The 20,146-nt window shown below is 62.0% G+C and carries 24 protein-coding genes and 1 riboswitch; of the genes, 7 read left to right on the forward strand and 17 right to left on the reverse strand.

All coding sequences use genetic code 11. The annotated features are described in order from the left end of the window. Positions 1-190 precede the first annotated feature (190 nt). Entirely contained in the window at positions 191-658 is a 468-nt protein-coding gene (locus tag ACOOFN_RS04575; RefSeq protein WP_420434128.1) for a hypothetical protein, read from the forward strand. On the opposite strand, the gene ACOOFN_RS04580 is transcribed toward ACOOFN_RS04575, so the two are convergent. From ACOOFN_RS04580 to ACOOFN_RS04615, 8 genes are all read right to left on the reverse strand, one after another. Continuing rightward, positions 655-1,467: a PhzF family phenazine biosynthesis protein gene (locus ACOOFN_RS04580; RefSeq protein ID WP_420434130.1), complete on the reverse strand. Its 813-nt coding sequence runs from the start codon at positions 1,465-1,467 to the stop codon at positions 655-657. The two genes, ACOOFN_RS04575 and ACOOFN_RS04580, sit on opposite strands and share 4 nt — an antisense overlap. A 105-nt stretch (positions 1,468-1,572) precedes the next feature. Further along, positions 1,573-2,064: a DUF1254 domain-containing protein gene (locus tag ACOOFN_RS04585; protein WP_420434132.1), complete on the reverse strand. Its 492-nt coding sequence runs from the start codon at positions 2,062-2,064 to the stop codon at positions 1,573-1,575. Beyond that, on the reverse strand, positions 2,061-2,675 hold the full coding sequence (locus ACOOFN_RS04590; RefSeq protein ID WP_420434134.1) for a DUF1214 domain-containing protein: 615 nt from the start codon (positions 2,673-2,675) through the stop codon (positions 2,061-2,063). Before ACOOFN_RS04590 ends, ACOOFN_RS04585 begins: the two co-directional genes overlap by 4 nt. Next, the gene (locus ACOOFN_RS04595; RefSeq protein WP_420434136.1) at positions 2,663-3,544 is read right to left on the reverse strand and encodes a thioredoxin family protein; all 882 of its coding nucleotides are present in this window, start codon (positions 3,542-3,544) and stop codon (positions 2,663-2,665) included. Before ACOOFN_RS04595 ends, ACOOFN_RS04590 begins: the two co-directional genes overlap by 13 nt. Positions 3,545-3,664: 120 nt before the next feature. After that, a complete protein-coding gene (locus tag ACOOFN_RS04600; RefSeq protein WP_420434138.1) occupies positions 3,665-3,832 on the reverse strand; it encodes a CsbD family protein in 168 nt (55 codons plus the stop codon). Positions 3,833-3,882: 50 nt separating this feature from the next. Continuing rightward, positions 3,883-5,145 carry a TCR/Tet family MFS transporter gene (locus ACOOFN_RS04605; protein ID WP_420434140.1) on the reverse strand — a complete coding sequence of 421 codons (1,263 nt, stop codon included), beginning with the start codon at positions 5,143-5,145 and terminating at the stop codon, positions 3,883-3,885. Between the two features lie 27 nt (positions 5,146-5,172). Then, positions 5,173-5,835 (reverse strand): glutathione S-transferase, encoded by a 663-nt coding sequence (locus tag ACOOFN_RS04610; RefSeq protein ID WP_420434142.1) that lies wholly within the window; start codon positions 5,833-5,835, stop codon positions 5,173-5,175. 182 nt (positions 5,836-6,017) lie between these two features. Next, a complete protein-coding gene (locus tag ACOOFN_RS04615; protein WP_420434144.1) occupies positions 6,018-6,506 on the reverse strand; it encodes a hypothetical protein in 489 nt (162 codons plus the stop codon). 506 nt (positions 6,507-7,012) lie between these two features. Between ACOOFN_RS04615 and ACOOFN_RS04620 the strand changes: the two genes are divergently transcribed. After that, positions 7,013-7,846, forward strand: a complete 834-nt coding sequence (locus ACOOFN_RS04620; RefSeq protein WP_420434146.1) for a DNA-methyltransferase — start codon at positions 7,013-7,015, stop codon at positions 7,844-7,846. A gap of 442 nt (positions 7,847-8,288) precedes the next feature. Then, positions 8,289-8,432, forward strand: coding sequence for a hypothetical protein (locus ACOOFN_RS04625; RefSeq protein WP_420434148.1), 144 nt, complete (start codon positions 8,289-8,291; stop codon positions 8,430-8,432). A gap of 10 nt (positions 8,433-8,442) precedes the next feature. Here the strand turns inward: ACOOFN_RS04625 and ACOOFN_RS04630 are convergent, their stop codons facing one another. Then, positions 8,443-8,928, reverse strand: a complete 486-nt coding sequence (locus tag ACOOFN_RS04630; RefSeq protein WP_420434150.1) for a GFA family protein — start codon at positions 8,926-8,928, stop codon at positions 8,443-8,445. A gap of 292 nt (positions 8,929-9,220) precedes the next feature. Between ACOOFN_RS04630 and ACOOFN_RS04635 the strand changes: the two genes are divergently transcribed. Then, positions 9,221-9,721 carry a DUF488 family protein gene (locus ACOOFN_RS04635; protein ID WP_420434152.1) on the forward strand — a complete coding sequence of 167 codons (501 nt, stop codon included), beginning with the start codon at positions 9,221-9,223 and terminating at the stop codon, positions 9,719-9,721. Further along, positions 9,660-10,448: a hypothetical protein gene (locus ACOOFN_RS04640; protein ID WP_420434154.1), complete on the forward strand. Its 789-nt coding sequence runs from the start codon at positions 9,660-9,662 to the stop codon at positions 10,446-10,448. Before ACOOFN_RS04635 ends, ACOOFN_RS04640 begins: the two co-directional genes overlap by 62 nt. A gap of 20 nt (positions 10,449-10,468) precedes the next feature. Here the strand turns inward: ACOOFN_RS04640 and ACOOFN_RS04645 are convergent, their stop codons facing one another. The 4 genes from ACOOFN_RS04645 to ACOOFN_RS04660 form a co-directional block, all read right to left on the reverse strand. Then, positions 10,469-11,407: a PIN domain-containing protein gene (locus tag ACOOFN_RS04645; protein ID WP_420434156.1), complete on the reverse strand. Its 939-nt coding sequence runs from the start codon at positions 11,405-11,407 to the stop codon at positions 10,469-10,471. Between the two features lie 200 nt (positions 11,408-11,607). Next, positions 11,608-13,557, reverse strand: a complete 1,950-nt coding sequence (gene thiC / locus ACOOFN_RS04650; RefSeq protein ID WP_420434158.1) for a phosphomethylpyrimidine synthase ThiC — start codon at positions 13,555-13,557, stop codon at positions 11,608-11,610. A 4-nt stretch (positions 13,558-13,561) separates the two neighbouring features. Beyond that, the gene (locus ACOOFN_RS04655; RefSeq protein WP_420434160.1) at positions 13,562-14,233 is read right to left on the reverse strand and encodes a DJ-1/PfpI family protein; all 672 of its coding nucleotides are present in this window, start codon (positions 14,231-14,233) and stop codon (positions 13,562-13,564) included. Then, positions 14,230-14,595, reverse strand: coding sequence for an MmcQ/YjbR family DNA-binding protein (locus tag ACOOFN_RS04660; RefSeq protein ID WP_420435013.1), 366 nt, complete (start codon positions 14,593-14,595; stop codon positions 14,230-14,232). Before ACOOFN_RS04660 ends, ACOOFN_RS04655 begins: the two co-directional genes overlap by 4 nt. Further along, positions 14,594-14,695, reverse strand: a riboswitch (TPP riboswitch). (Overlaps the previous gene by 2 nt.) Positions 14,696-14,789: 94 nt before the next feature. Between ACOOFN_RS04660 and ACOOFN_RS04665 the strand changes: the two genes are divergently transcribed. Next, positions 14,790-15,395: a hypothetical protein gene (locus tag ACOOFN_RS04665; RefSeq protein WP_420434162.1), complete on the forward strand. Its 606-nt coding sequence runs from the start codon at positions 14,790-14,792 to the stop codon at positions 15,393-15,395. On the opposite strand, the gene ACOOFN_RS04670 is transcribed toward ACOOFN_RS04665, so the two are convergent. Then, the gene (locus ACOOFN_RS04670) at positions 15,392-16,018 is read right to left on the reverse strand and encodes a hypothetical protein (protein ID WP_420434164.1); all 627 of its coding nucleotides are present in this window, start codon (positions 16,016-16,018) and stop codon (positions 15,392-15,394) included. The two genes, ACOOFN_RS04665 and ACOOFN_RS04670, sit on opposite strands and share 4 nt — an antisense overlap. Before the next feature lie 104 nt (positions 16,019-16,122). On the opposite strand from ACOOFN_RS04670, the gene ACOOFN_RS04675 reads away from it, so the two are divergent. Beyond that, positions 16,123-16,674 carry a TetR/AcrR family transcriptional regulator gene (locus ACOOFN_RS04675; protein ID WP_420434166.1) on the forward strand — a complete coding sequence of 184 codons (552 nt, stop codon included), beginning with the start codon at positions 16,123-16,125 and terminating at the stop codon, positions 16,672-16,674. Positions 16,675-16,698: 24 nt separating this feature from the next. Here ACOOFN_RS04675 and ACOOFN_RS04680 read toward each other — a convergent pair whose 3' ends face one another. From ACOOFN_RS04680 to ACOOFN_RS04690, 3 genes are all read right to left on the reverse strand, one after another. Further along, positions 16,699-18,102: a radical SAM protein gene (locus ACOOFN_RS04680; protein ID WP_420434168.1), complete on the reverse strand. Its 1,404-nt coding sequence runs from the start codon at positions 18,100-18,102 to the stop codon at positions 16,699-16,701. 9 nt (positions 18,103-18,111) lie between these two features. After that, entirely contained in the window at positions 18,112-18,726 is a 615-nt protein-coding gene (locus ACOOFN_RS04685) for a hypothetical protein (RefSeq protein ID WP_420434170.1), read from the reverse strand. A 69-nt stretch (positions 18,727-18,795) separates the two neighbouring features. Further along, on the reverse strand, positions 18,796-20,085 hold the full coding sequence (locus ACOOFN_RS04690) for an adenylosuccinate synthase (RefSeq protein WP_420434172.1): 1,290 nt from the start codon (positions 20,083-20,085) through the stop codon (positions 18,796-18,798). Positions 20,086-20,146 lie beyond the last annotated feature (61 nt).

Raw genomic sequence — 20,146 nt, forward strand, 5'->3', positions numbered from 1 at the left:
GTATATCCCCGAATTGTCCGGTCCCTACCGCGCCAACGTAACCGGAGAGCCGGGACCGGTCCATGCGGCGTGAACGCGCTGCGCCAGCTGCACCGGAACAGACGCCTGCCTGAACCTGTCGTTCAACTACCATACAGCTTGCTCCGACTATGCCTTTGCCTGCGACAGGGACGTCGCATCAGGAGGCTTGATGATGAAAAGCTTTGCAAAACTGATTTCGGCCGCGGGTTTCTTCTCTCTCGCAGCCCTTGCTGCGCCGACCGCCATGGCCGGCACGTGGCATCTGGATGCCGCGTCCTGCCCGGATTTGCGCGAAGACCGCCGTGACGCCCGCTACAATCATGGCCGGTTCGACCGACGCGAAGACCGCCGCGACCGCCGGGTGATCAACTGCCCGCCGCGGTCCTGGTCCTATGTGGCCGACCGTTATGAGCGCCGGCACGGATTGCAGCGCGGCACCGGTGCGCGCCGCGGCACGCCCGGTACCGTCTATACGAATCGCGCTGGCGAGTTCTGGCGTGTGAACCGGCGAGGCCGGGCGATCCCGCTCGACGTGGTGGTGCATTATGGCCACGGCACCGGTCGCTATGGCCGCTGGAACCGTCCGCATCGCGGTCGCCATGGATATGGCTCGCGTCCGCGCCGCTATTCCTACTAAAGGCGGATTTCGCCAGCCATGTACATGGCGGCTCGTCCGGACAGGATGACCCTGTCCCCGGACGGCTCGACTTCCAGCGCCCCTGGCCTCGGTCCGATCTGACGGGCCGACAGCCGGGGGCGTCCGAGTTTTTTGGCCCAGTAAGGCGCCAGGGTGCAATGGGCGGATCCGGTTACCGGATCTTCGGCGACGCCAGATGTCGGCGCGAAGAAACGCGAGACGAAATCCGCAGACTTGCCCCTTGCCGTCGCGATGACATTGGTGAACGCGCTCGCCAAAAGACCGTGTTCGGGTCGAAGATTGGCAATCGTCGCCTCGTCCGCAAACACCATCATCTGATATTTCGCTCCGTGGACGCGGCTGATGTCGAGGCATTCAACGGGAATGCCCGCGCCCAGCGCCTCGACGACGATCGGGTCGGGTTCAGCGGGGCGGTAATCCACTCTCGGAAGATCCATGGCGAATTGTCCGTCGCCTTCACGGCTGACTTTTAATTCACCCGAGCGGGTCGAAAAAGTCGCCTGCTTGCCGGAGACGAGATTGCGTTCAAACAACAAGGCCCCTGACGCAAAAGTGGCGTGACCGCAAAGATCCACTTCGACGGATGGCGTGAACCAGCGCAAATCCCAGCGGTCCTTGCCGCTCGGAACCAGGAAAGCGGTCTCGGAGAGATTGTTTGATTGCGCGATCCCGCGCAGAACCCGATCGGGCAGAAACTCCCCCATCAGGCAGACGCCGGCCGGATTACCGGTGAAGGGGTCATCCCCATCTGGGAATGCGTGAAGTTCGGCGTAGGGGATTGGGGTCATTTATCGGGATATCCGCAGGTCGCAATCAGCACCTGTCTGCAGGAATTCCAAGCGCCGTTCAATCGTTGCAGTGCGGCGGGAGATGCGATTTCCGTCTTCCCGTTTTCAGTCGGGCTCACACATGTCCCGGGATCGCCGAACCGCGTCAGCAGCTTCGATCCGCGTATCATCGGGAGCGAGGCGGCGGATCAGCGCAATACCGGACGCACTGCCCAGATCGACTTCCGCACCCGGTCCGTCGGCCACCGTGATCTCGATATCACCACCGGCCTCGTCTTCGTTGCGCGCGAAGACATTGTCGGTGTTTCCTGAGAACAGCGAGAGCGATGTGTAATTGCCCCAATCGGCCGCGCGAAGGCGCACCGGGCCGTCCGACAAATCGAGCAGACAAACCGAATACAATAGGTCCGGCGACGGCCGCACGACGCGGCGGCTGGTCTCGTCCGTGGGCGGCACATGGAGCCAGGTGTTCGCCTGGCCGCCCAGGTTTTCGAGCCGCGACATCGCCGTGTTCATGGCGAGACGCGGCAAATACCAGACCGTCGCCGTGTGCACGGAGGCTGCGACAATCAGGAAAGCAGCGATCAGGCGGATCATTGTGCGCCCTCCCCGCGGCAGCCAAGCGGAACGATTGCGGGCACAGCCAGCACCGTCTCCGGCGATTCGAGAACCGACGTGTCGGCATTGTAGAGCCGGTATATCAGATCGAATCGGCCAGCATTGCGGCTTGAAATCCAATGGGATCCGTCCACCGGATCGTCGCGCTGTATCGAGGCGCGCCAGATACCGTCATCGCCGATCGATGCACGCGACGCATCTATCGAATGCGCATCATCCTCATTCCGGGCCAGGAAATAGTCATCGGCATAGAGTGTAACCGACCACCATCGGGCGTCGGGCACTTCGCCAGCAATGACATAGGCACAGTTCTCGCGCAGCGCATCGCCATTATCGTCCACAGTACGCAGATAATAGGTCGCCTCTTCGCGGCGCAGGCCAAGCAGGCCGCGACGCGCGACATAGGCGCGGGTATAGGGATCGGCGGCGGGCGAGCCGATTGCCGGGTCGCTGGTCCAGTGATCGATCTCGATCGAGCGGAACAGGCCGGGCGGGTCGAGCGGTGTCCAGCCGGTCAGCCAGAGCGCCGAGCCGAGCCCTGTCAGCACGGCCAGGACGAGCGTGACCGCCCAGCGGATCACAACGTCCATCCTTCCGATTCCCAGGGAAATGCGAGTCCGGAATAGTCCGGGAAGTCGAGCACAATCTCGGGATCAGTGGCGTCAAATTCCTGTGCGCCCGCCGGCGAGAGGGAGATGCCGGCGTCAAGCATGGCATTGCGTACAGCGCGGCGTGCTTCGGTATAGAGATCGGAACGATCCTGCCGCATGCGCCCGCGATGCTGATCGATTTGCGCTTCGACCGCATTGTAGGCGCGATAGAATTCTGCGGAACTGATGTCACTCTCGCGCCGTCCGTATTCGGCATCCAGCGATTCCCGCCAGCGGCGCGACTGGATATAGGCGGCGGTCAAGCGCGCGCCTTCACGCGCTTCCCAGGCTTCTATGTCAGCGACGAGGGCGGCATAGGCTGCCGTATTCTCAACCACGCCTCCGCCGGGCGTGGAAAAGGCAAACTGCCGGAAATAGCGGACCACGACATCATGTTCGCGCGAATAGGCGGTGTGCCAGGAGTGCATGGTGCCACGATTGATCAGGCCGAGTTCCGGATCGACAATCAGAACAGTCGGCGTGCCGTAGATCGTCGGGACGCCGTAATCTCGTGCGATGTCGAGATTGCGGTGGCGCCAGCCGACATCGATCCAGATTACTTCGTAGTGTTCCGCGAGCACGGCCTGCAGGTCTTCCTGCCGAAAATGATCTGCCAACCCGCGGCTGTCGTGACACCAATTCGCGCCGAAGACGAGGATGACGCGCTTGTCGTCGACCGCTGCGCGCTCAAGGGCAGCGGCCATCTCGGCCCGTGCATCGGCCTCGGCAACAAAGGGTTCCGGGTGACCATCATCCGCCAGCGCTGCGGGAATAAAGGCCAGCCAGAACAGGAGCAGGTAACGGATCATGGAACGCCTCTTTGCCGGGTCCCGATGACGCTAGCAAAGCCTTGGCGTCCTGCCTATTCACACCGCACATCAAAAAGCCCCGATCGAAGGCGGGGCTTTTCAATGCGGTATGGCGGACATCTAGTCCTTTTTCTTCGTCGCCTCGTCGACGTCCTGCTGGGCCTTGCCGGCGCTTTCCTGCGCCTTGCCCTCGATCTTCTTGCCGTCGTCGTCGGTGAGCGTGCCCTTCACCTGTTTCGCCTTGCCGGCGATCTCGTTCTTCAGTCCTTCTTTCTTCAGGTCCGACATGTCATGTCCTCTTTGCTGTCCAATGAACAACGCACGAGGCCATGAATGGTTCAGGCGGTTTCGCCCGGCGCCCTCTGTTTCTTTCGGGCCAGGAAAAGCGTCAGCCCCATGGCACAGAAAATCGCCGCCACGATGAAGGGAGCGCCGGGGAAGCGGATGCCGAATGCGCCGGACTCGAAGGCAAGGAAGAGCTGGGTGAAAATCAGCGGGCTCAGGATCAAGACAACGCCGCCAAGCGCCGACAGTCCCCCCTGCAATTCGCCCTGCTCGTCGGCGCTGACGCGTTCGGTCATGATCTTCTGCAAGGCGGGCGGCACGATGCTGGTGAACAAGGCTAGGGAGATCACTGCATAGACCTGCCAGCCGGCATTGGCGAAGGCGAGCGCGATGAAGGCGACGATTTCAACACACAGCGCCATCCAGATGGCGCGGCGCTCGCCCAGTCGTGGCAACAGATAAGGCACCATTACGATCTGGCTGACCGCGTAGATCACCCCGTAAAAGGCCAGCGAGGCTCCAATCTCCGCTTCGCTCCATCCGAACTTGGCAATCGCGGCATAGGCCCACACCGCAGGATAGACGAAGCCGGCGAGATTGATGAAGAAATAGACACCGATGGTGACGCCGAGATTCTCGATCCGGAACAGGCGGGTCAGCGTGCCGACCGGGTTGGCCCGTTTCCAGGAAAAAGCGCGGCGGTTTTCAAGCGACAGGGATTCCGGGACGGCGAGAAATCCGAACAGGGCATTGAGCCCCGCGAGCGCCGCCGCCACGAAGAAGGGCGTGCGCGGGCTCAACTCGCCCAGAAGGCCCCCGATTGCCGGGCCAAGCACGAAACCGACACCCATTGCGGCGCCGATCCAGCCAAAACGCGCGGCGCGTTTTTCCGCCGGCGTGATGTCGGTCATGTAGGCCGTCGCAGTGGAATGGGTTGCCGCGAATATTCCTGAAAGGAGGCGCGCGCCGAAAAACACCCAGAGCGCATGCGCCAACCCCATCAACAGGAAGTCGAGGCATAGCGCGGCCAGCGACATCAGCAGGACCGGGCGCCGCCCGAAACGGTCAGACAGGCCGCCCAGAACCGGCGAGCAGAGGAACTGTGCCAGCGCGAACACAAAGGTGGCGAGTCCGCCCCAACGGGCGGCTTCGCCAATGCCCTCCCCCGTCAGCTGCATGATCAGGCTGGGCAGGACCGGCATGATGAGCGCGAAGGCCAGCGCATCGATCAGAACGGTGCCGATGATGAAGAAGGATGCCGCATGCTGGCGCACCGGAACGGGCGCGTCGGGCAAGGTTGTCGAGGGTTCGCTCATGCGGTCGGCCCCGCCAGCGGCATTGGATTACGCATAAGCGTATGGCCCTCCCTTTTCGAGCGCCCGCTGATAGGCGGGGCGAGCATGGATCCGCTCGAGGAAATCGGCGATGGCGGGCCGGTCGGCCGCACCGGCGCGGGCCGCTGCGGCTTCCAGCGGAAAACTCATCATGATGTCGGCAAGCGAGAAGCGATTGCCGGCAAACCAGCCGGTTTTCTGCAAGTGCTGCTCCCAATAGTCGACATGCTCGGCGACCCTGGGGTCGACAAAGCTGTCCATCGCCTTGTTGGCGACGCCCTTAACAAGCGGGCGCAGCAGCGCGCCGGCGCCGAGCGGCAGGCGGGTGAAAACGAGTTTCATCAAGAGCGGATTCATCGCCGATCCCTCGGCATAGTGCAGCCAGTAGGTAACGTCGCGGGCTTCCGGCGTACCGGCGTCCGGCATCAGCGCTCCGGCGCCGTGCGTATCGCGAATGTATTCGAAGATCGCCCCGGTCTCGGCGATGGTGATCCCGTTCTCGACGATCACCGGCGACTTGCCGAGCGGGTGGATGTCGTAGAGCGCTTTCGGCGCCAGCATGGTCTCGGGGTCGCGATCATAGCGGCGGACCTCATATTCGAGGCCGAGCTCCTCGAGCAGCCAGAGGACACGCTGCGAGCGGGAATTCTCGAGATGGTGGACAGTGATCATGCGGCACGCTCCGGTGGACAGGTGTGATTTTTTTAGCAATCCCGAAAATTGTAGGAGTCGGGGATTCGTCTCCTACTACTACGACTGCAACGCCGGCACGCACAGGTCTGTGATGTGCGTCCGTGCGGTAGTCTAACCGGGAATGCGGCGGCGCGGATTGCGGCTTCTCCCGCGCGCCTTTGCTAGAGCCAGTCCTCCAGGGCCAGCGCCATGAAGCTGATCGTGGCGGACGCCAGCGCGAATATCAGGGCGAGGATGAACAGGCCCCCTGCCCCGTATCCGAGCGCCAGCGCGAAGATCGAGACCATGCCGAGCGCCGAGAACGTCCAGGGTGCGAAGGTCGGCAGGAGGCCCGCGATCCGGCGGTCCTCGGGGCTCATTCTTAGATGATGCCAGATCCCCTCGCCGACCATCAGCGCGCCGACCGGCAGCAGGATCATTGCCGACCATTGCCAGATCCGCCCGGCTTCCAGCTGCAGGGCAAGCAGAACGAGCGGCAGCAATGCGCCGAAAATCACCAGGAAGCTGGAGTGCAATATGGCCCGCGCGCGCAGGCCGCGCGGCGGTGTCAGGCGGCCATCCTTGCTGACAAAGACCAGCACGATGGCCAGGAAGCCGGCAAAGACCGCGCCCAGCTGGCTGATGCCGATGAGCAGATTTTCGTGTTCCAAGGCAACCTCCCGTGCGAATTCCACTGAGCATACTGAATAAATCAATTAGGGCGGACCAATTTCGCGCCGGGCGGCATGCGATCGGCCTCCAGCTTTTTCATGTTCGCATGTCAAGATGCGCTGGGAAAATGTGAGTGCCAATTTCCCTGATCCGACTCACCTCGTCATCCCGGGGCGCGCCGCTGGCGCGAACCCGGGACCCATGCCGTGAAGGCAACGGTCCGGAATGGGTCCCGGATCAGGCTGGCGCCTGTCCGGGATGACGAATTGGAAAACTGGCTCAAACGCACCTCATGGTGAGGCGCTTTCCGCCAGGAAAGCCTCGAGCCACGCAGGGCCGATGGCATCCAGTCTTTCGAGGCTCGCTGGCGCTCGCACCTCAAGATGAGGTGATTGGATGGCAAGGCGCATTTCGCCGTCTCGCGGGGTGCTGGGCGTCGACCGGTATCGAACCCCGCACCCGAATGCCGCGAATCGCCTATGATCCAGCAGGAAGGGGAGGCGCCATGTCCGATACCGTCACGCTCGCTGCCCGGACCCGCCAAATGCGCGTCATCGACAATGCGCTGTGGGAGGGCGATTGTCTCGCCCTGATGCCACGGATCCCGGACCATGCCGTCGATCTCGTGCTCTGCGATCTGCCCTATGGGACGACCCGGAACCGCTGGGATTCGGTGATCGATCTCGACCGTTTGTGGGCCGAATACCGACGCGTCCTGAAGCCCGGCGGGACGATCGTTCTGACCGCGCAGGGCGTGTTCACGGCGCGGCTGATCGTCTCGAACGAGGCGGGGTTCCGCTACAAGATGGTGTGGGAGAAATCGAAGGCGACGAACTTCCTCAATGCGCGCCGGCAGCCCTTGCGCAAGCATGAGGATATCTGCGTCTTCTATGACGCGCCCGGCACCTATAATCCGCAGATGCAGCCCGGCAGGCCTTATGACAAGGGCGTGCGCAAGAACCAGCTTACCGGCTCGTACGGCGATTTCGAACCCGCCCTCGTGCGCAGCGAAGGCGGGCGCTTTCCGACCGACATGGTCTATTTCAAGACCGCCGAGAGCGAAGCCGAGCGCGCAGTCTGGCACCCGACGCAAAAGCCGGTCGCGCTCGGGCGATACCTGGTGCGGACCTTCGCGAACCCCGGCGATCTGGTGCTCGACAATGCATTTGGCAGTGGCAGCTTCCTTGTCGCCGCGGCGCTGGAAGACCGGCGCTTTCTCGGCATCGAGCGAAACGAGGAGGTTCACTTGTTCAAGAATGAGCGGGTGGACTATGTCGCCCTGGCAGCCGACCGGCTGGCGAAGGCCGGGGTTAAGGCGGCGGTTTTGAGGGGTGGTTGAAACCGCCTTCTCCTCAACCACCAACTCACCTCATGGTGAGGTGCTTTTCGAAGAAAAGCCTCGAACCACGCCAAGCGATTGACCTCCGATCTTTCGAGGCTCACTTCGTTCGCGCCTCAAGATGAGGTGGGAGGATGGGTCGCGAGCTTTCCCCTCCCCCTCGTGGGGAGGGGTGGGAGTGGGGGCTTTCGCCGCCGCCACGCTGATCACCCCACCCTGACGGCTTTGCCGTCTTCCCTCCCCATCAAGGGGAGGGAAAAATCCGCAGGTTTCCAGCGCCGGGCCACAAAGATCACCGCAGGGTGAAATGCTTTCCGCCTGGCCACTCTCGGCCCCGCAATAATCCATACGCGCCGCATCAGCCATGCTAGAATGGCGGAGTGAAACGGGCGATGGGCCGGTTTCACGCGGCGGGCGCCTGGTCCGCCCGAAAGGTTTCCCCATGGCCAAGGGCCAACAAAAACAGGGCCGCGAGGCGAAAAAGCCGAAAGCGGAAAAGAACATCAAGAAGAAGCACAATGCCTCGCAGCCCTCGCAGAAGACCGGTCAGGTCGGCGGGCTGGAGCATCTGAAGAACAAGCGCTAGACGAACGCTTTCACCCCATGCCCAGCCGGCGCGTGCCGAGCGCGTCAAAGCGCTCCAGCGCCGCCGCGGGCCATTCCGCTTTCATGCTGTAGAACACCTCGAACGCGCGGCTGCCCTCGGGCAGGTCGATAAAGGGCGCTTTGGTGCGGGTGAAGATGTGGACGTCCGGCGGGCAATGTTCCGGCGCATCCAGCGTCATGGCGCGCACGAAGGCCAGCACTTCGCGGCGGCCGTAATCGCTCCATAACGCCGTCAGGCAGTCCCGGCAGCGGTAAATGTCGTGCGGCCTGCCGCTATCGGTTGCCTGTTCGGTGCGGATCGGCTCACCGGAGATCAGCTTGATCCGGCTGCGCTCGATCAACGCATTGACGGCAAACGGCCCGCCGGTCTGTATCTGGCAATCGCGGCAATGACAGGCATGCACGAAGAGCGGATCGCCGGTCAGCGCGTATTTGACCGCGCCGCAATGGCAGGCGCCGGTGTGGATGTGAGTCATGGCGTTCGCTTCCGGTTCGGGCCGGAAGGGTGGCGGGTGCGGCAGTCGCCGGCAAGGGGGATGAGGCGGATGGCATGCCGCCAGCCAGACAGCAAGCAGAAGCCTGTCGCGGTTCCCACGCGGCAGTTTCGAATGTCAGCCCGCGATTCGGGCGAATGGCGTGAGGGGAAGGAGGTGAGGGAGCTTATGAGCCAATTTTTTTGTTTCCAAACTCCGGTAACGAAGTGTGAATCCTTCTCGTATTGGCTAGATCCCTATATGAGTCCTACCCTCGCGTGTATTGGAGGCGATATTGATCAGTACGATTGGATATGAAGGCGCGAAGCTAGAAGATTTTCTGGCAACCCTCAGCCGCGTGGACATCGACATCCTGATCGACATCCGGGAACGAGCACAGTCGCGTCGGAAAGGCTTTTCGAAGACGGCACTGTCCGATGCGCTCTCATCGGCCAACATCGAGTACCTACATCTGCGAGAGCTCGGTGACCCCAAACCCGGGCGGGAAGCTGCACGCCGCGGTGACTGGGATGAGTTCCGAAGCATTTTCTCGGAAGTGATTGCCGGTGAGGCTGCGCAGCACGCCATCCGGAAAATCGAGGAAATTGCGCAGGACAGAAGAGTTTGCCTCCTCTGCTACGAGCGCGACCACACAACCTGTCATCGCAAAATGGTTTCCGACATACTGGATGATCGGCTAGGCTCTCGCACCCAGCATCTTGGAGTGCGCACGATTGAGTCACTTGGAAAGCCAGGAAGACGAGTGCTTCATCCTCGTCAAAGCGCAGCCGCATAGATCGAGCAATTATTTCGAGACAGTCTGCTGCGCGGGGATCGGCCGCGACGGCAAATGGCGGCGACAGTATCCGGTGCCGTTCAGAATACTGAATCAGAGCCAAAAGTTCGGCCGTTGGCAGTGGATCCGGTATAGGTATTCAACCTCACCGAAGGATCGCCGCCGCGAAAGCCAGAAAGTTGTTCCGGAGTCGATTTCTCTCGGCGAAAAACTTCGCCAAGGCGAACGTGCGCGCTTTCTCAATCCTCTGGTCCGGTCGTCGTTGTCTGAGGCCGACGCCCGCGGCGAGTCACTCACAATAGTGCGGCCGGTCAAATTCGAATTCATTTCGACCAAAAAGAAAGAAGAGGACATAGAGACGGAGCGCGCCAAACACGCCCATCTCGCAAACCAACTTTCCATATGGGACAAGACGGCGCGGCCGCTGGACCCATGCCCCTACGAGTTTATCGTAAACTGGACGTCCGAGAGCGGCTCGAAGCATCAACATATCGCCGACGATTGGGAAAGTGCACAGGCCTTTCGGAATTTCGAACGCCAGTATGGGGAAGAAGCCGCGCTGGAAGCATTGAGCGGCAAATATCGAGACTATTTCGAACGGGGCCTTGTGTGCGCTTTCAGCACCCACAAACGGCGAAATGCGACGTTTGGCACAAAGAACCAGTGGCTACTCGTGGGACTCATTCGGTTGGACCGGTCACCGCAGGGCGACATGTTTTTAAGATAGGGCGTCGGATTTTCTGCCAATCAACGCGAGTCATCAGGCACGTCGTCAAAAATCATTTCCACCAATTTTGGATCGCTTAGGATGACCTCTAATATTTCTTCGTCAATGCCTTCACCAGATTTGAACTGGCGAATTGCTTCCTCCAACATATCATTTTCAAATGATCGTAGAGATGATTTTCTTGGCCCACTCAAACGAGCAGTGACCAAACGCTCTTCAGCTCTCTCGTCTTGCTCATTCACCACTTCGTCAAGAGCACGAAGCGCTTCACTCAGCTTCGCCGTGATTTGAATTTCTTTCTTTTTTGATACGCGATCTCGGAACTCCCTATAGAGCCAGTCGTTCAGATACATTTTTCGATCATAATAGGTTCCAAAATCTTCATCGCGGGTAACAATCATAACCCCTGTTGCAGTTGGGCTATTCCTTGCGCAGTGAACTATCCATTCCCAATTCAAGGCATCGCCAATTGAGGTGTCGTTGGATTTTCTAGGTGGATAGCCAAGTGCAAAGCGCTTTTTTGCAAGATTCCTTATAGTGAACCTAAGATTGTCGGGCCGCCTTAAATTGCATGGCCCGTTAAAGTCAAATATCTCCCGTACTGCCTTGTACACAGGGTCGTACTGAGCGGGCTTCTCAAGTATATTTGAATATCTTGCACGCAATTTTTTCTTCTGCGCGTTCAATTTCTTCAGATGTCCGCTAATCGATTTAGCGGGTTGAGACTCGGCGACTAATGAAGCAAATGAATAGTGCTCTTCTTTCGGCAATTTTGAAGCTGCATCCTTAATTACCTTTTGCCGGTTCTTTAGAAACTCCATACGAACCTGATCGCCGGTAATTATCCTTTCTTTGTGACGAGTAATCGCCGCAGTTTGCCGCGACACGCTTTCTCCACCTTGCCGATAAAAATCGAGCAATATGTTGGTATCAATAAATATTATCCAATCGGTCGCCATCCGCTAATGCAACCGTGAGTCGAAGCTGGCAGCAACCCCTCATCACGGCGACACCGGCCTTCTCGGGCAAATGACGCAAGGATGACGGATATTTTGGCCTGGCTATACTTATCCTCCGCCAGATACCCCCCCCGCCCCACCCAAGCATTCGCGCGCCTATTCCCTCTCCCCTAAAGAGGGGAGAGGGAATAGGCCCCTATCTATTTTCCAGACCTGTCTTCACTCAAATAGATCTCGCCACCCTTCTCGTTAAACTCCTTCGCCTTCTCCGCCATGCCTTGCTCGGCATCCGCGACATCATTCGGCGCACGCGCGCTCCCGAATTCATCCCTGATTTCCTGGGTGATCTTCATCGAGCAGAATTTCGGTCCGCACATGGAGCAGAAATGCGCCACCTTGTGGGCTTCCTTCGGCAGGGTCTGGTCGTGGAAATCGCGCGCGGTTTCCGGATCGAGGCCGAGATTGAACTGGTCCTCCCAGCGGAATTCGAAGCGCGCCCGGCTTAGCGCATCGTCGCGCAGCTTGGCGGCCGGATGACCCTTGGCGAGATCGGCAGCATGGGCGGCGATCTTGTAGGTGACCACGCCGACCTTCACATCGTCACGGTCGGGCAGGCCGAGATGCTCCTTCGGCGTGACATAGCAGAGCATGGCGGTGCCGAACCAGCCGATCATCGCCGCGCCAATGCCCGAGGTGATGTGGTCATAGCCCGGCGCGATGTCCGTGGTGAGCGGGCCGAGCGTGTAGAAGGGCGCCTCGCCGCAGGTCTCGAGCTGCTTGTCCATGTTCGCCTTGATCTTGTGCATGGCGACATGGCCCGGCCCCTCGATCATCACCTGGCAGCCATGATCCCAGGCCACTTTCGTCAACTCGCCGAGCGTCTCCAGCTCGGCGAACTGGGCGCGGTCATTGGCATCCGCGATCGAGCCCGGGCGCAGCCCGTCGCCCAGCGAGAAGGAAACATCGTAGCTACGCATGATCTCGCAGATCTCCTCGAAGCGCTCGTAGAGGAAGCTTTCCTTGTGGTGGGCAAGGCACCACTTTGCCATGATCGAACCGCCGCGCGAGACAATGCCCGTCACCCGGTCGGCGGTGAGCGGCACATAAGGCAGGCGCACGCCGGCATGGATGGTGAAGTAGTCCACCCCCTGCTCGGCCTGTTCGATCAGCGTGTCGGCGAAAATATCGAAGGTCAGGTCCTCGGCGACGCCGCCAACCTTTTCCAGCGCCTGGTAGATCGGCACGGTACCGATCGGGACCGGCGAGTTGCGCAGGATCCATTCGCGCGTGTTGTGGATGTTCTTGCCGGTGGAGAGATCCATCACCGTGTCGCCGCCCCAGCGGATCGCCCAGACCATTTTCTCGACCTCTTCCTCGACCGAGGAGGCCACAGCGGAATTGCCGATATTGGCGTTGATCTTCACCAGGAAATTGCGGCCGATCACCATCGGCTCGAGCTCCGGGTGGTTGATGTTTGCCGGGATGATGGCGCGGCCGCGCGCGATCTCGTCGCGGACGAATTCCGGGGTGACGAATTCGGGGATTTCGGCGCCAAAGCTTTCGCCTTCCGCGATCGAGGCCGCGGCGTTTTCCAATGCCTGGCGACGGCCGAGATTCTCGCGCTCGGCGGCATAGATCATTTCGTCGGTGATGATGCCGGCGCGGGCAAATTCGATCTGGGTGACGGGCGGACGGGCCGGCTTGCCCTTGTCCCAGCTGTCATCGCGATCCATGGCGCAGGGCGAGGAGGCGAGCTCCACCGGCTGCGGTGCGCCGGTGCCGCGCAGCGGACGATGGCGGACGGGGAATTCACGGGCGAGGTATTTGCCGGTCGCCCCGCCATTGTCGAGCGGGGTGGGTTCGCGGCCGTCATAGGCTTCAACGCCGCCGCGCGCGACAATACGCTCGGTGCGCCAGCGCGGCAGGCCGTGCTCGACATCGATCTTTGCGTCGGGATCGGAATACGGTCCTGACGTGTCGTAGACGCGCACCGGCGGTTCCATCGCTGTCGGGTGGAGCTCGATCTCGCGATGCGGAACGCGGAGATGCGGCGCCGCTTCCGGCGCAGTATAGACGCGGCGCGAGCCGGGCAGCGGGCCGGTGGTGACTTCAGGCGTCTCGAAAGCATTCTGGCTGGTGGGCTTGTTCATGGGGTTACCGTTTGTCAGGAGCTTGGGAAAAAGCGGCGCGGGTTTTCGCGACGGCGGTGGCGTAGCGTTTCCGGGCCGCGGCGAGCGCCGCGGGATCGGCGGTGTCGGGATGGCCCGAATTCCAGGGCGGGTGCGGATCGTATTCGAGGCCGAGCTGGACGGTGCGGGCATAGTCCGCGCCGGCGATCTCGCCGAGAATGGTGAGCGCGAAATCAATGCCGGCGGTCACGCCGCCACCGGTGAAGAGATTTGCGTCGCGCACGACGCGCTGTTTGACCGGTTCTGCGCCGAACAGCGTCAGCAGGTCGTGATAGGCCCAGTGCGTCGTCGCTCTCCTGCCCGTGAGCAGGCCCGCCGCGCCGAGGATCAGTGCGCCCGTGCAGACCGAGGTGACGTATTGCGCCTGGGCGCCCTGGCGGCGAAGGAATTCGATCGAAACGTCATCCCTTGCCACGGCGTCAATGCCGAAACCGCCGGGCACGCAGACCAGGTCGAGATCGGGTGCGGTGGTGACATCATGGGTGGGCAGAAGGGTGAGCGCACCATCGGTTTTCACCGGGGCGAGGCTGCGCGCGATGACCGACACGTCGGCGTCGGGCGCGCGGCCCAGCACCTGCAGGGGGCCGGTAAAGTCCAGCTGGGTCATGTTGGCGAAGACGAAAAAGCCGATCTTCATGCCAGCAGCCCGAGTTCGCGCTGCAGCTTTTTGGTCAATCCCGAGGCGATGATGCGGTAGCTCTCGCGCAGGTAATCCTTGAGGTCGTCATCCGACAGCGTGTCGGTGCCTGTGCGCTGAACCCATTTCATGCCGCGCGAGGCGAGATAGGGCGCCGGACGGCAGCCGGGCTGTTCGCACAGGATCTCGAAAGAGATGTCGGAAGTGCGGAAGGAGACGCAGAAAGCTTCCTCCTTCTCGTTCCAGCCGCCGACGGTGAAAATCTTGCCGCCGATCTTCCAGACGCTGGCATTGCCCCACTGGACGACATGCGTGGTGTGCGGCAGCGATCCGCAAAATTCGTCGAATTCGTCGCGCGTCATCGCGTCATGGCTCCATCCCGCCGCCGGCATGATCCGGATCCGGTGATCGGGGTAAAATCTCAGCCCCGCGATCTGCTGCAGGACACCCCCTGGATGGCGCGAAGCATCGCAGCTGACGGGATGCGATGCAAGCCATTCCCGCTTGCCTCGGCACGCCGGATCGCGATGTTGGCGCCGGGACAAGGGGGACCGGAATGGCGGGCAGCAATTATCAGCCACTCGACTATCACGACACCAATCTGCGGCGGGTGAAGACGCCGCCGCCGGAGTTGCACGATCCGAACGATCCGGCGCAGAAGATCGACGCCTGGGATTTCGACCTGAAGCGGGCCGAGAGCGCGCGCTTCGGCGTGCGGCCGATCGCCATCCTGTCCATCGTCGGCGCCGTCGTGGTCGGCGTAACCGGCGTCCAGACGCTGGCCAGCGGGATCATGATCACGATGGGCGCCATGCCGCCGGAAGCAATCGAGGCGGCGGGCATGTCCTCCGGCGAACGGTTGATTACCGGGGCCGTGCTGAGTCTTCTGCAGACCGCCCTGTTCGTCTACATCGCCGTTGGCTGCCTGATGAAATCGCGGATTGCCGCCATGTACGGCTTTCTCGCTGTCGCCCTGCTGATCATGACCCAGATTACCGGGATCATGGGCATTTATGGCGGTGTCGGCCTGTTCTCGGTGCTGTTCACGATGGCCTATGCGCTGTCGGTGCCGATCGCCGTCGAGGCGACGTACAATCTGCACCGGATGCGGCGACTGGGCGTCGACATGCTGCCGCCGGATGCCGACGCCGAGCCCGGCTAGGCCTGCAGGAGGCGGGCACCGATGGCGGCCGTGAACACGGCGTGCGCGGTATAGACCAGCGGCGCGCCGTGAACGTCCATGGACAGCAGGCCGGTCATCAGGGCCAGCCAGGGCAGCACTCCGGCGAGCAGCCCGATTGCGGCGAGTACCGGCAGGCGCGGCGCCGACTTAATCATGTCGGCGGCCCACAGGATGAATGCGATGGAAGTTGCTGCCACGGCGAGTTCGGCAAGCACGCGATTGGTCACCATGACCAGCACAAACAGGTCGCGTGACGCTTCCGGTTCGACATTGGCCGCCAGCCGGGCCATCAGGAATCCGCTGATTGTGGCGGCGCCGATATGGCCGATCAGGCCGAGCGCGTATGACACCATTGCAGCTGTGCCGAGATAGCTGAAGCCGCGACGTGCGGTGTGAGTGACCAGGCCAAGAAATATGGCGGTGAGCCACAACATCATGCCGGCGTGGACGCCGCTGGTCATGTTGAGCCCGCCTCCGCCATGCCCCGTCGGGTGGTGAAACATGAAGAGCACGCTGAGCGCCGAGGCGGCGATCATGACGATGCCGGCCGTGCGCCCGGGCGCAGCAATACCGGGTGCGTTTGAAGAGTGGGTCGTGGTCATGGGTCATCCTGTTGCGGCGAGACGATCTTCAGGAGACGCGATCCGTCTTACCGATTGAACAGAAACCCGGTAGGATAAGTCCGATACCGGACACGGAGGTGTAATTGTCCGAAAAAATGACCGGGACCGGCGACCGGCGGGTGCGAAAAACGCGCACCGCCATCGTGCGGGCGTTTTCCAAGCTGGCCCTGTCGCGGCCCTACAAGAGCATCAAGGTGGCCGATATCGTGGAGGCCGCGGATGTCGGACGATCGACATTCTACGAGCATTTCTCGGGCCGCGACGCTGTGCATCTCGCGGCACTGAAACGCCATATCGGCATTCTCGCCATGACCGTGGATGCCGAACCGGATGTCGAAACACTGACCCACATGATCGGCCATTACTGGGAGTACCGGGCGCTGGCGCGCAACACGTTCTCCGGACCGCAGCGGACGCAAGTCGTCGCCCTGCTCGCCGAGCGGATCGATGCCCGTCTGCCCGCCGACACCGGGACCCGCGATCTGGTCGCGCGGCAGCTTGCAGAAGGCCAGGCCGGGCTGATCCGGGCCTGGGTGTCCGGCGAGGTCACCGGCCGCGCAGAAGAGATTGCGCGTCATTTTTGTGCGGTTGCGCGCGCCACCTGCAATGCGGTGCGCCTCCAACGTGCCTCGTAACCATGTCCGCACATCGGCGCGTCGTCAGACCACCTGACGCGGCGTCGCGGACCCGGTGCCGGGCTCGATGGCATCAATGCTGTCGCGCAGATGCGCGAGGCGCAGAATGTCCGGAAGATTGTAGCGCAGCGGGGTGCAATGACCGGGGCCGTCGACCGGCCGCTTGTCGGCCTCCCAGGGACAACCACCCTTGCAAAGAGGCTGAACCTCGCAGGTCTGGCATTCCGCATGGGTGAAGGGGTCGTATGACTTCCAGAAGCGGTCGCGGTCTTCGCGGACGGCATTGGTGGCGACACTGCCATCGGCATTGAGCCGGGCATAGGCTTCGCCCTCGGGCAGCGCTGTTTCATTCCAGCATCGGAATACGAGCCCGCCCGGTGAAATCACCGCGCCGCCCGGCGCATCGGCGACGCACAAACTGCCGGCATGCGGGCGCGGCAATCCCAGCGTGGGACGCACTCCCTTGCGGATCATCAATGTCAGCAGCCTGACTTCCGCCGTGGCGAATTCCTCCCGCGACAGCATGGTGGTTTCGAGATCGCCGCATTCGGCGGTGTAGTCGACAACATGACCGAAATAGGGGTGAACGAAACCGGCGAGATTCTCGTGGATGATCAGGTCGATCAGCTCGGGAATCCGGTTGACGTTCTCGCGGTCGAGATTGATCCGAAGGCTGACCGTGAAGCGGCCGTCGATACGCTTCAGGTTTTCCAGGATCTTCGCGAACGTCGGCTTGCCGGCGCTGGTGAAGCGGCGTCCGTTATGGATGTCGGCCGGACCGTCGAGCGTTATCTGGGCTCCGGTAAAGCCTGGACGGGTGGCAAAATAGGCGATCTTCTCCTCGTTCAGGAGCGAGCCATTGGTGATGATGAACTGCGTGAAGTCAGACCCCTTTTTGTCGCACAGGCGCTGCAGTTCAGAATCGAGCGCGCGCAATTGTTTGAACGCGGCCAGAGGCTCACCTCCGAACCAGGTCACGCTCAACGCAGCGCCCGGTTCGAGGCGGTCCGCGACATAGGCCAGAAGGGCCGCACTGTCCTCGTCGGAGAGATGACGCTTGGGGTGTTCCTCGAAACAGTATGAGCAGGCGAAATTACAGCTCACGGTCGGCGCGATCGTCAGGTTGAGCCCGGTCTCCGCATCGCGGCCGGAAAAATAGGCGTCGCGGACTGCCGCTCTTTCATCGTGCCCGGCCGGAACCAGAAATCCGCTTTCGGCCAGACGGTTAACATCCGCCGGATCGCCGCGATCCGGGTGCTCGAGGAGGACGGCGATGTCTTCGAACTCGTCGGCTTCCACCGCCGCGAAAGCGCCGGTCGCTGTGTTGTACATCAGGACGATGTCGTCGAATGCGGACGGGACGAAGACGTTGAATTGCGAGGCGGCAAGCTGCCTGGCCTCTGTCCCGGTGCGCGCGCCGTCCGGCATGCCGGCCGCCTATCGAAGCTGGATGATGTTCAACTCAACGAAGGCGAACTGCATGTTCTGCTGCATCATCTGCAGAACTTGCCATTGCTGACGCGCCTGGGCCGGGATGTCGGCACCGGACGTCGCGCTCGCGACCGTATTGGAGGTGCAGGAATGCACACCACAGGATTGTGTGCCGCAGGTCTGGGAGGCACACTCATTGGCCCCGCATGTATTGGAGCCGCAATGGTTCGAGCCACAGCTGAATTGGCTCGGTTCGCCGTCGGGGCCAACGGCGATATCCATCCGGACCACGCCCCTGAAATCCTCGTTGAGTTGGCCAACGACTTCGCGAACCAGGGAAACCGTTTCTTCCATCTGGGCGTTCGAGACCAGGCTGTCGCGGCGCAACAGGTTTGACGCCTGCTCGGTCATCGCGGCATTGCCACCGCGCCGGACGACGGCCAGGCCCCGCGACACCGATGCGCCGGATCGGGCCGTTGGCAATACGGTGGTGGGCCGGACGGGCCGGCGGATGATAGGCCGTGTCTCTTGTGCGCCAGCGGCCGATGCGGCCCCGGACAGGCCCAGCGCCGCCGCCGCCTTCAGGAAAAGCCGACGGCCGGTTTTATCCCGTTTTGCCATGATGCTGTCTCCCCTGTTGGCGCGGAGATTAGCAGGCGACAGGGAATTTGGCGATTCAGACGGTCCCGGTCAGCCGCGGAACGGGTCGGTGACGAGGATGACATCCTCGCGCTCGGGACTGGTCGACAGCATGGCGACCGGCACGCCGATCAATTCCTCGACGCGGCGAACATATTTGACTGCAGCGGCCGGCAGCTGCCCCCATTCGCGGGCGCCGAAAGTGGAATCCGACCAGCCTTCAATGGTCTCGTAGACCGGCCTGGCGCGCGCCTGCTGGCCGCGCTCGGGCGGCAGGCGGTCATAGCGTTCGCCGTCGATTTCATAAGCGGTGCAGATTTTCAGTTCGTCGAAGCCGTCGAGCACGTCGAGCTTGGTCAGCACGACGCCGTCGATGCCGCCGAGCATGACGGCCTGTCGCACGAGCACCGCATCGAACCAGCCGCAACGGCGCTGGCGTCCCGTGACGACGCCGAATTCATGCCCCTTCTCGCCGAGCTGGCGGCCGGTCTCGTCATGCAACTCGGTCGGGAACGGCCCCTCGCCGACCCGCGTCGTATAGGCCTTGACGATGCCGAGCCCGTAGCCGGCTGCCTTCGGGCCGACGCCGGTCCCGGCCGCGGCCTGACCGGCGACCGTGTTGGACGAAGTGACGTAGGGATAGGTGCCGTGGTCGACATCGAGCATCGTGCCCTGTGCGCCCTCGAACAGGATTTTCTGATCGTTGATGATCGCTGCGTCGAGGACCCGCCAGACCGGCGCCATGTGCGGAAGGATGACCGGCGCAATCGCCTTCAGCTCGGTGATCAGCGCATCGGCCTCGGCCTCGGGCTGGTTCAGCCCGCGGCGGATGGCATTGTGATGGTGCAGGAGATCTTTCACCTTCGCTGCGAGCGCGTCGGGGTCGGCGAGATCGCAGACCCGGATCGAGCGACGGCCGACCTTGTCTTCGTACGCCGGCCCGATACCGCGGCGGGTGGTGCCAATGGCCATGCCGTCATCGCGGTTCTCGCGCAGCGCGTCGAGCTCGCGATGGACTGGCAAGATCAGGCTGGCGGTTTCCGAGACCTTGACCAGTTCCGGTGTAATGACGACGCCCTGATCTTCGAGACGCTTCTTCTCGTCGCGGAAGGCCCAAGGGTCTACAACAACGCCATTGCCGATCACCGACAGCTTGCCGCGCACTACGCCAGAGGGAAACAGCGACAGCTTGTAGGTCTTGTCGCCGACGACCAGCGTGTGGCCCGCATTGTGCCCGCCCTGGAAGCGCGCAACCACGTCAGCACGGTGCGACAGCCAGTCGACAATCTTGCCCTTGCCCTCATCGCCCCATTGCGCGCCGACCACGGTCACATTGGCCATTGAATTCTCCACAAAGATTAATCCGTCTCACAGGAAAGTGAGACGCCAAGCGCGGTCTATC

It is taken from the genome of Hyphobacterium sp. (genome assembly GCF_965217055.1).
In the GTDB taxonomy this organism is placed as follows: Bacteria; Pseudomonadota; Alphaproteobacteria; order Caulobacterales; family Maricaulaceae; genus Hyphobacterium.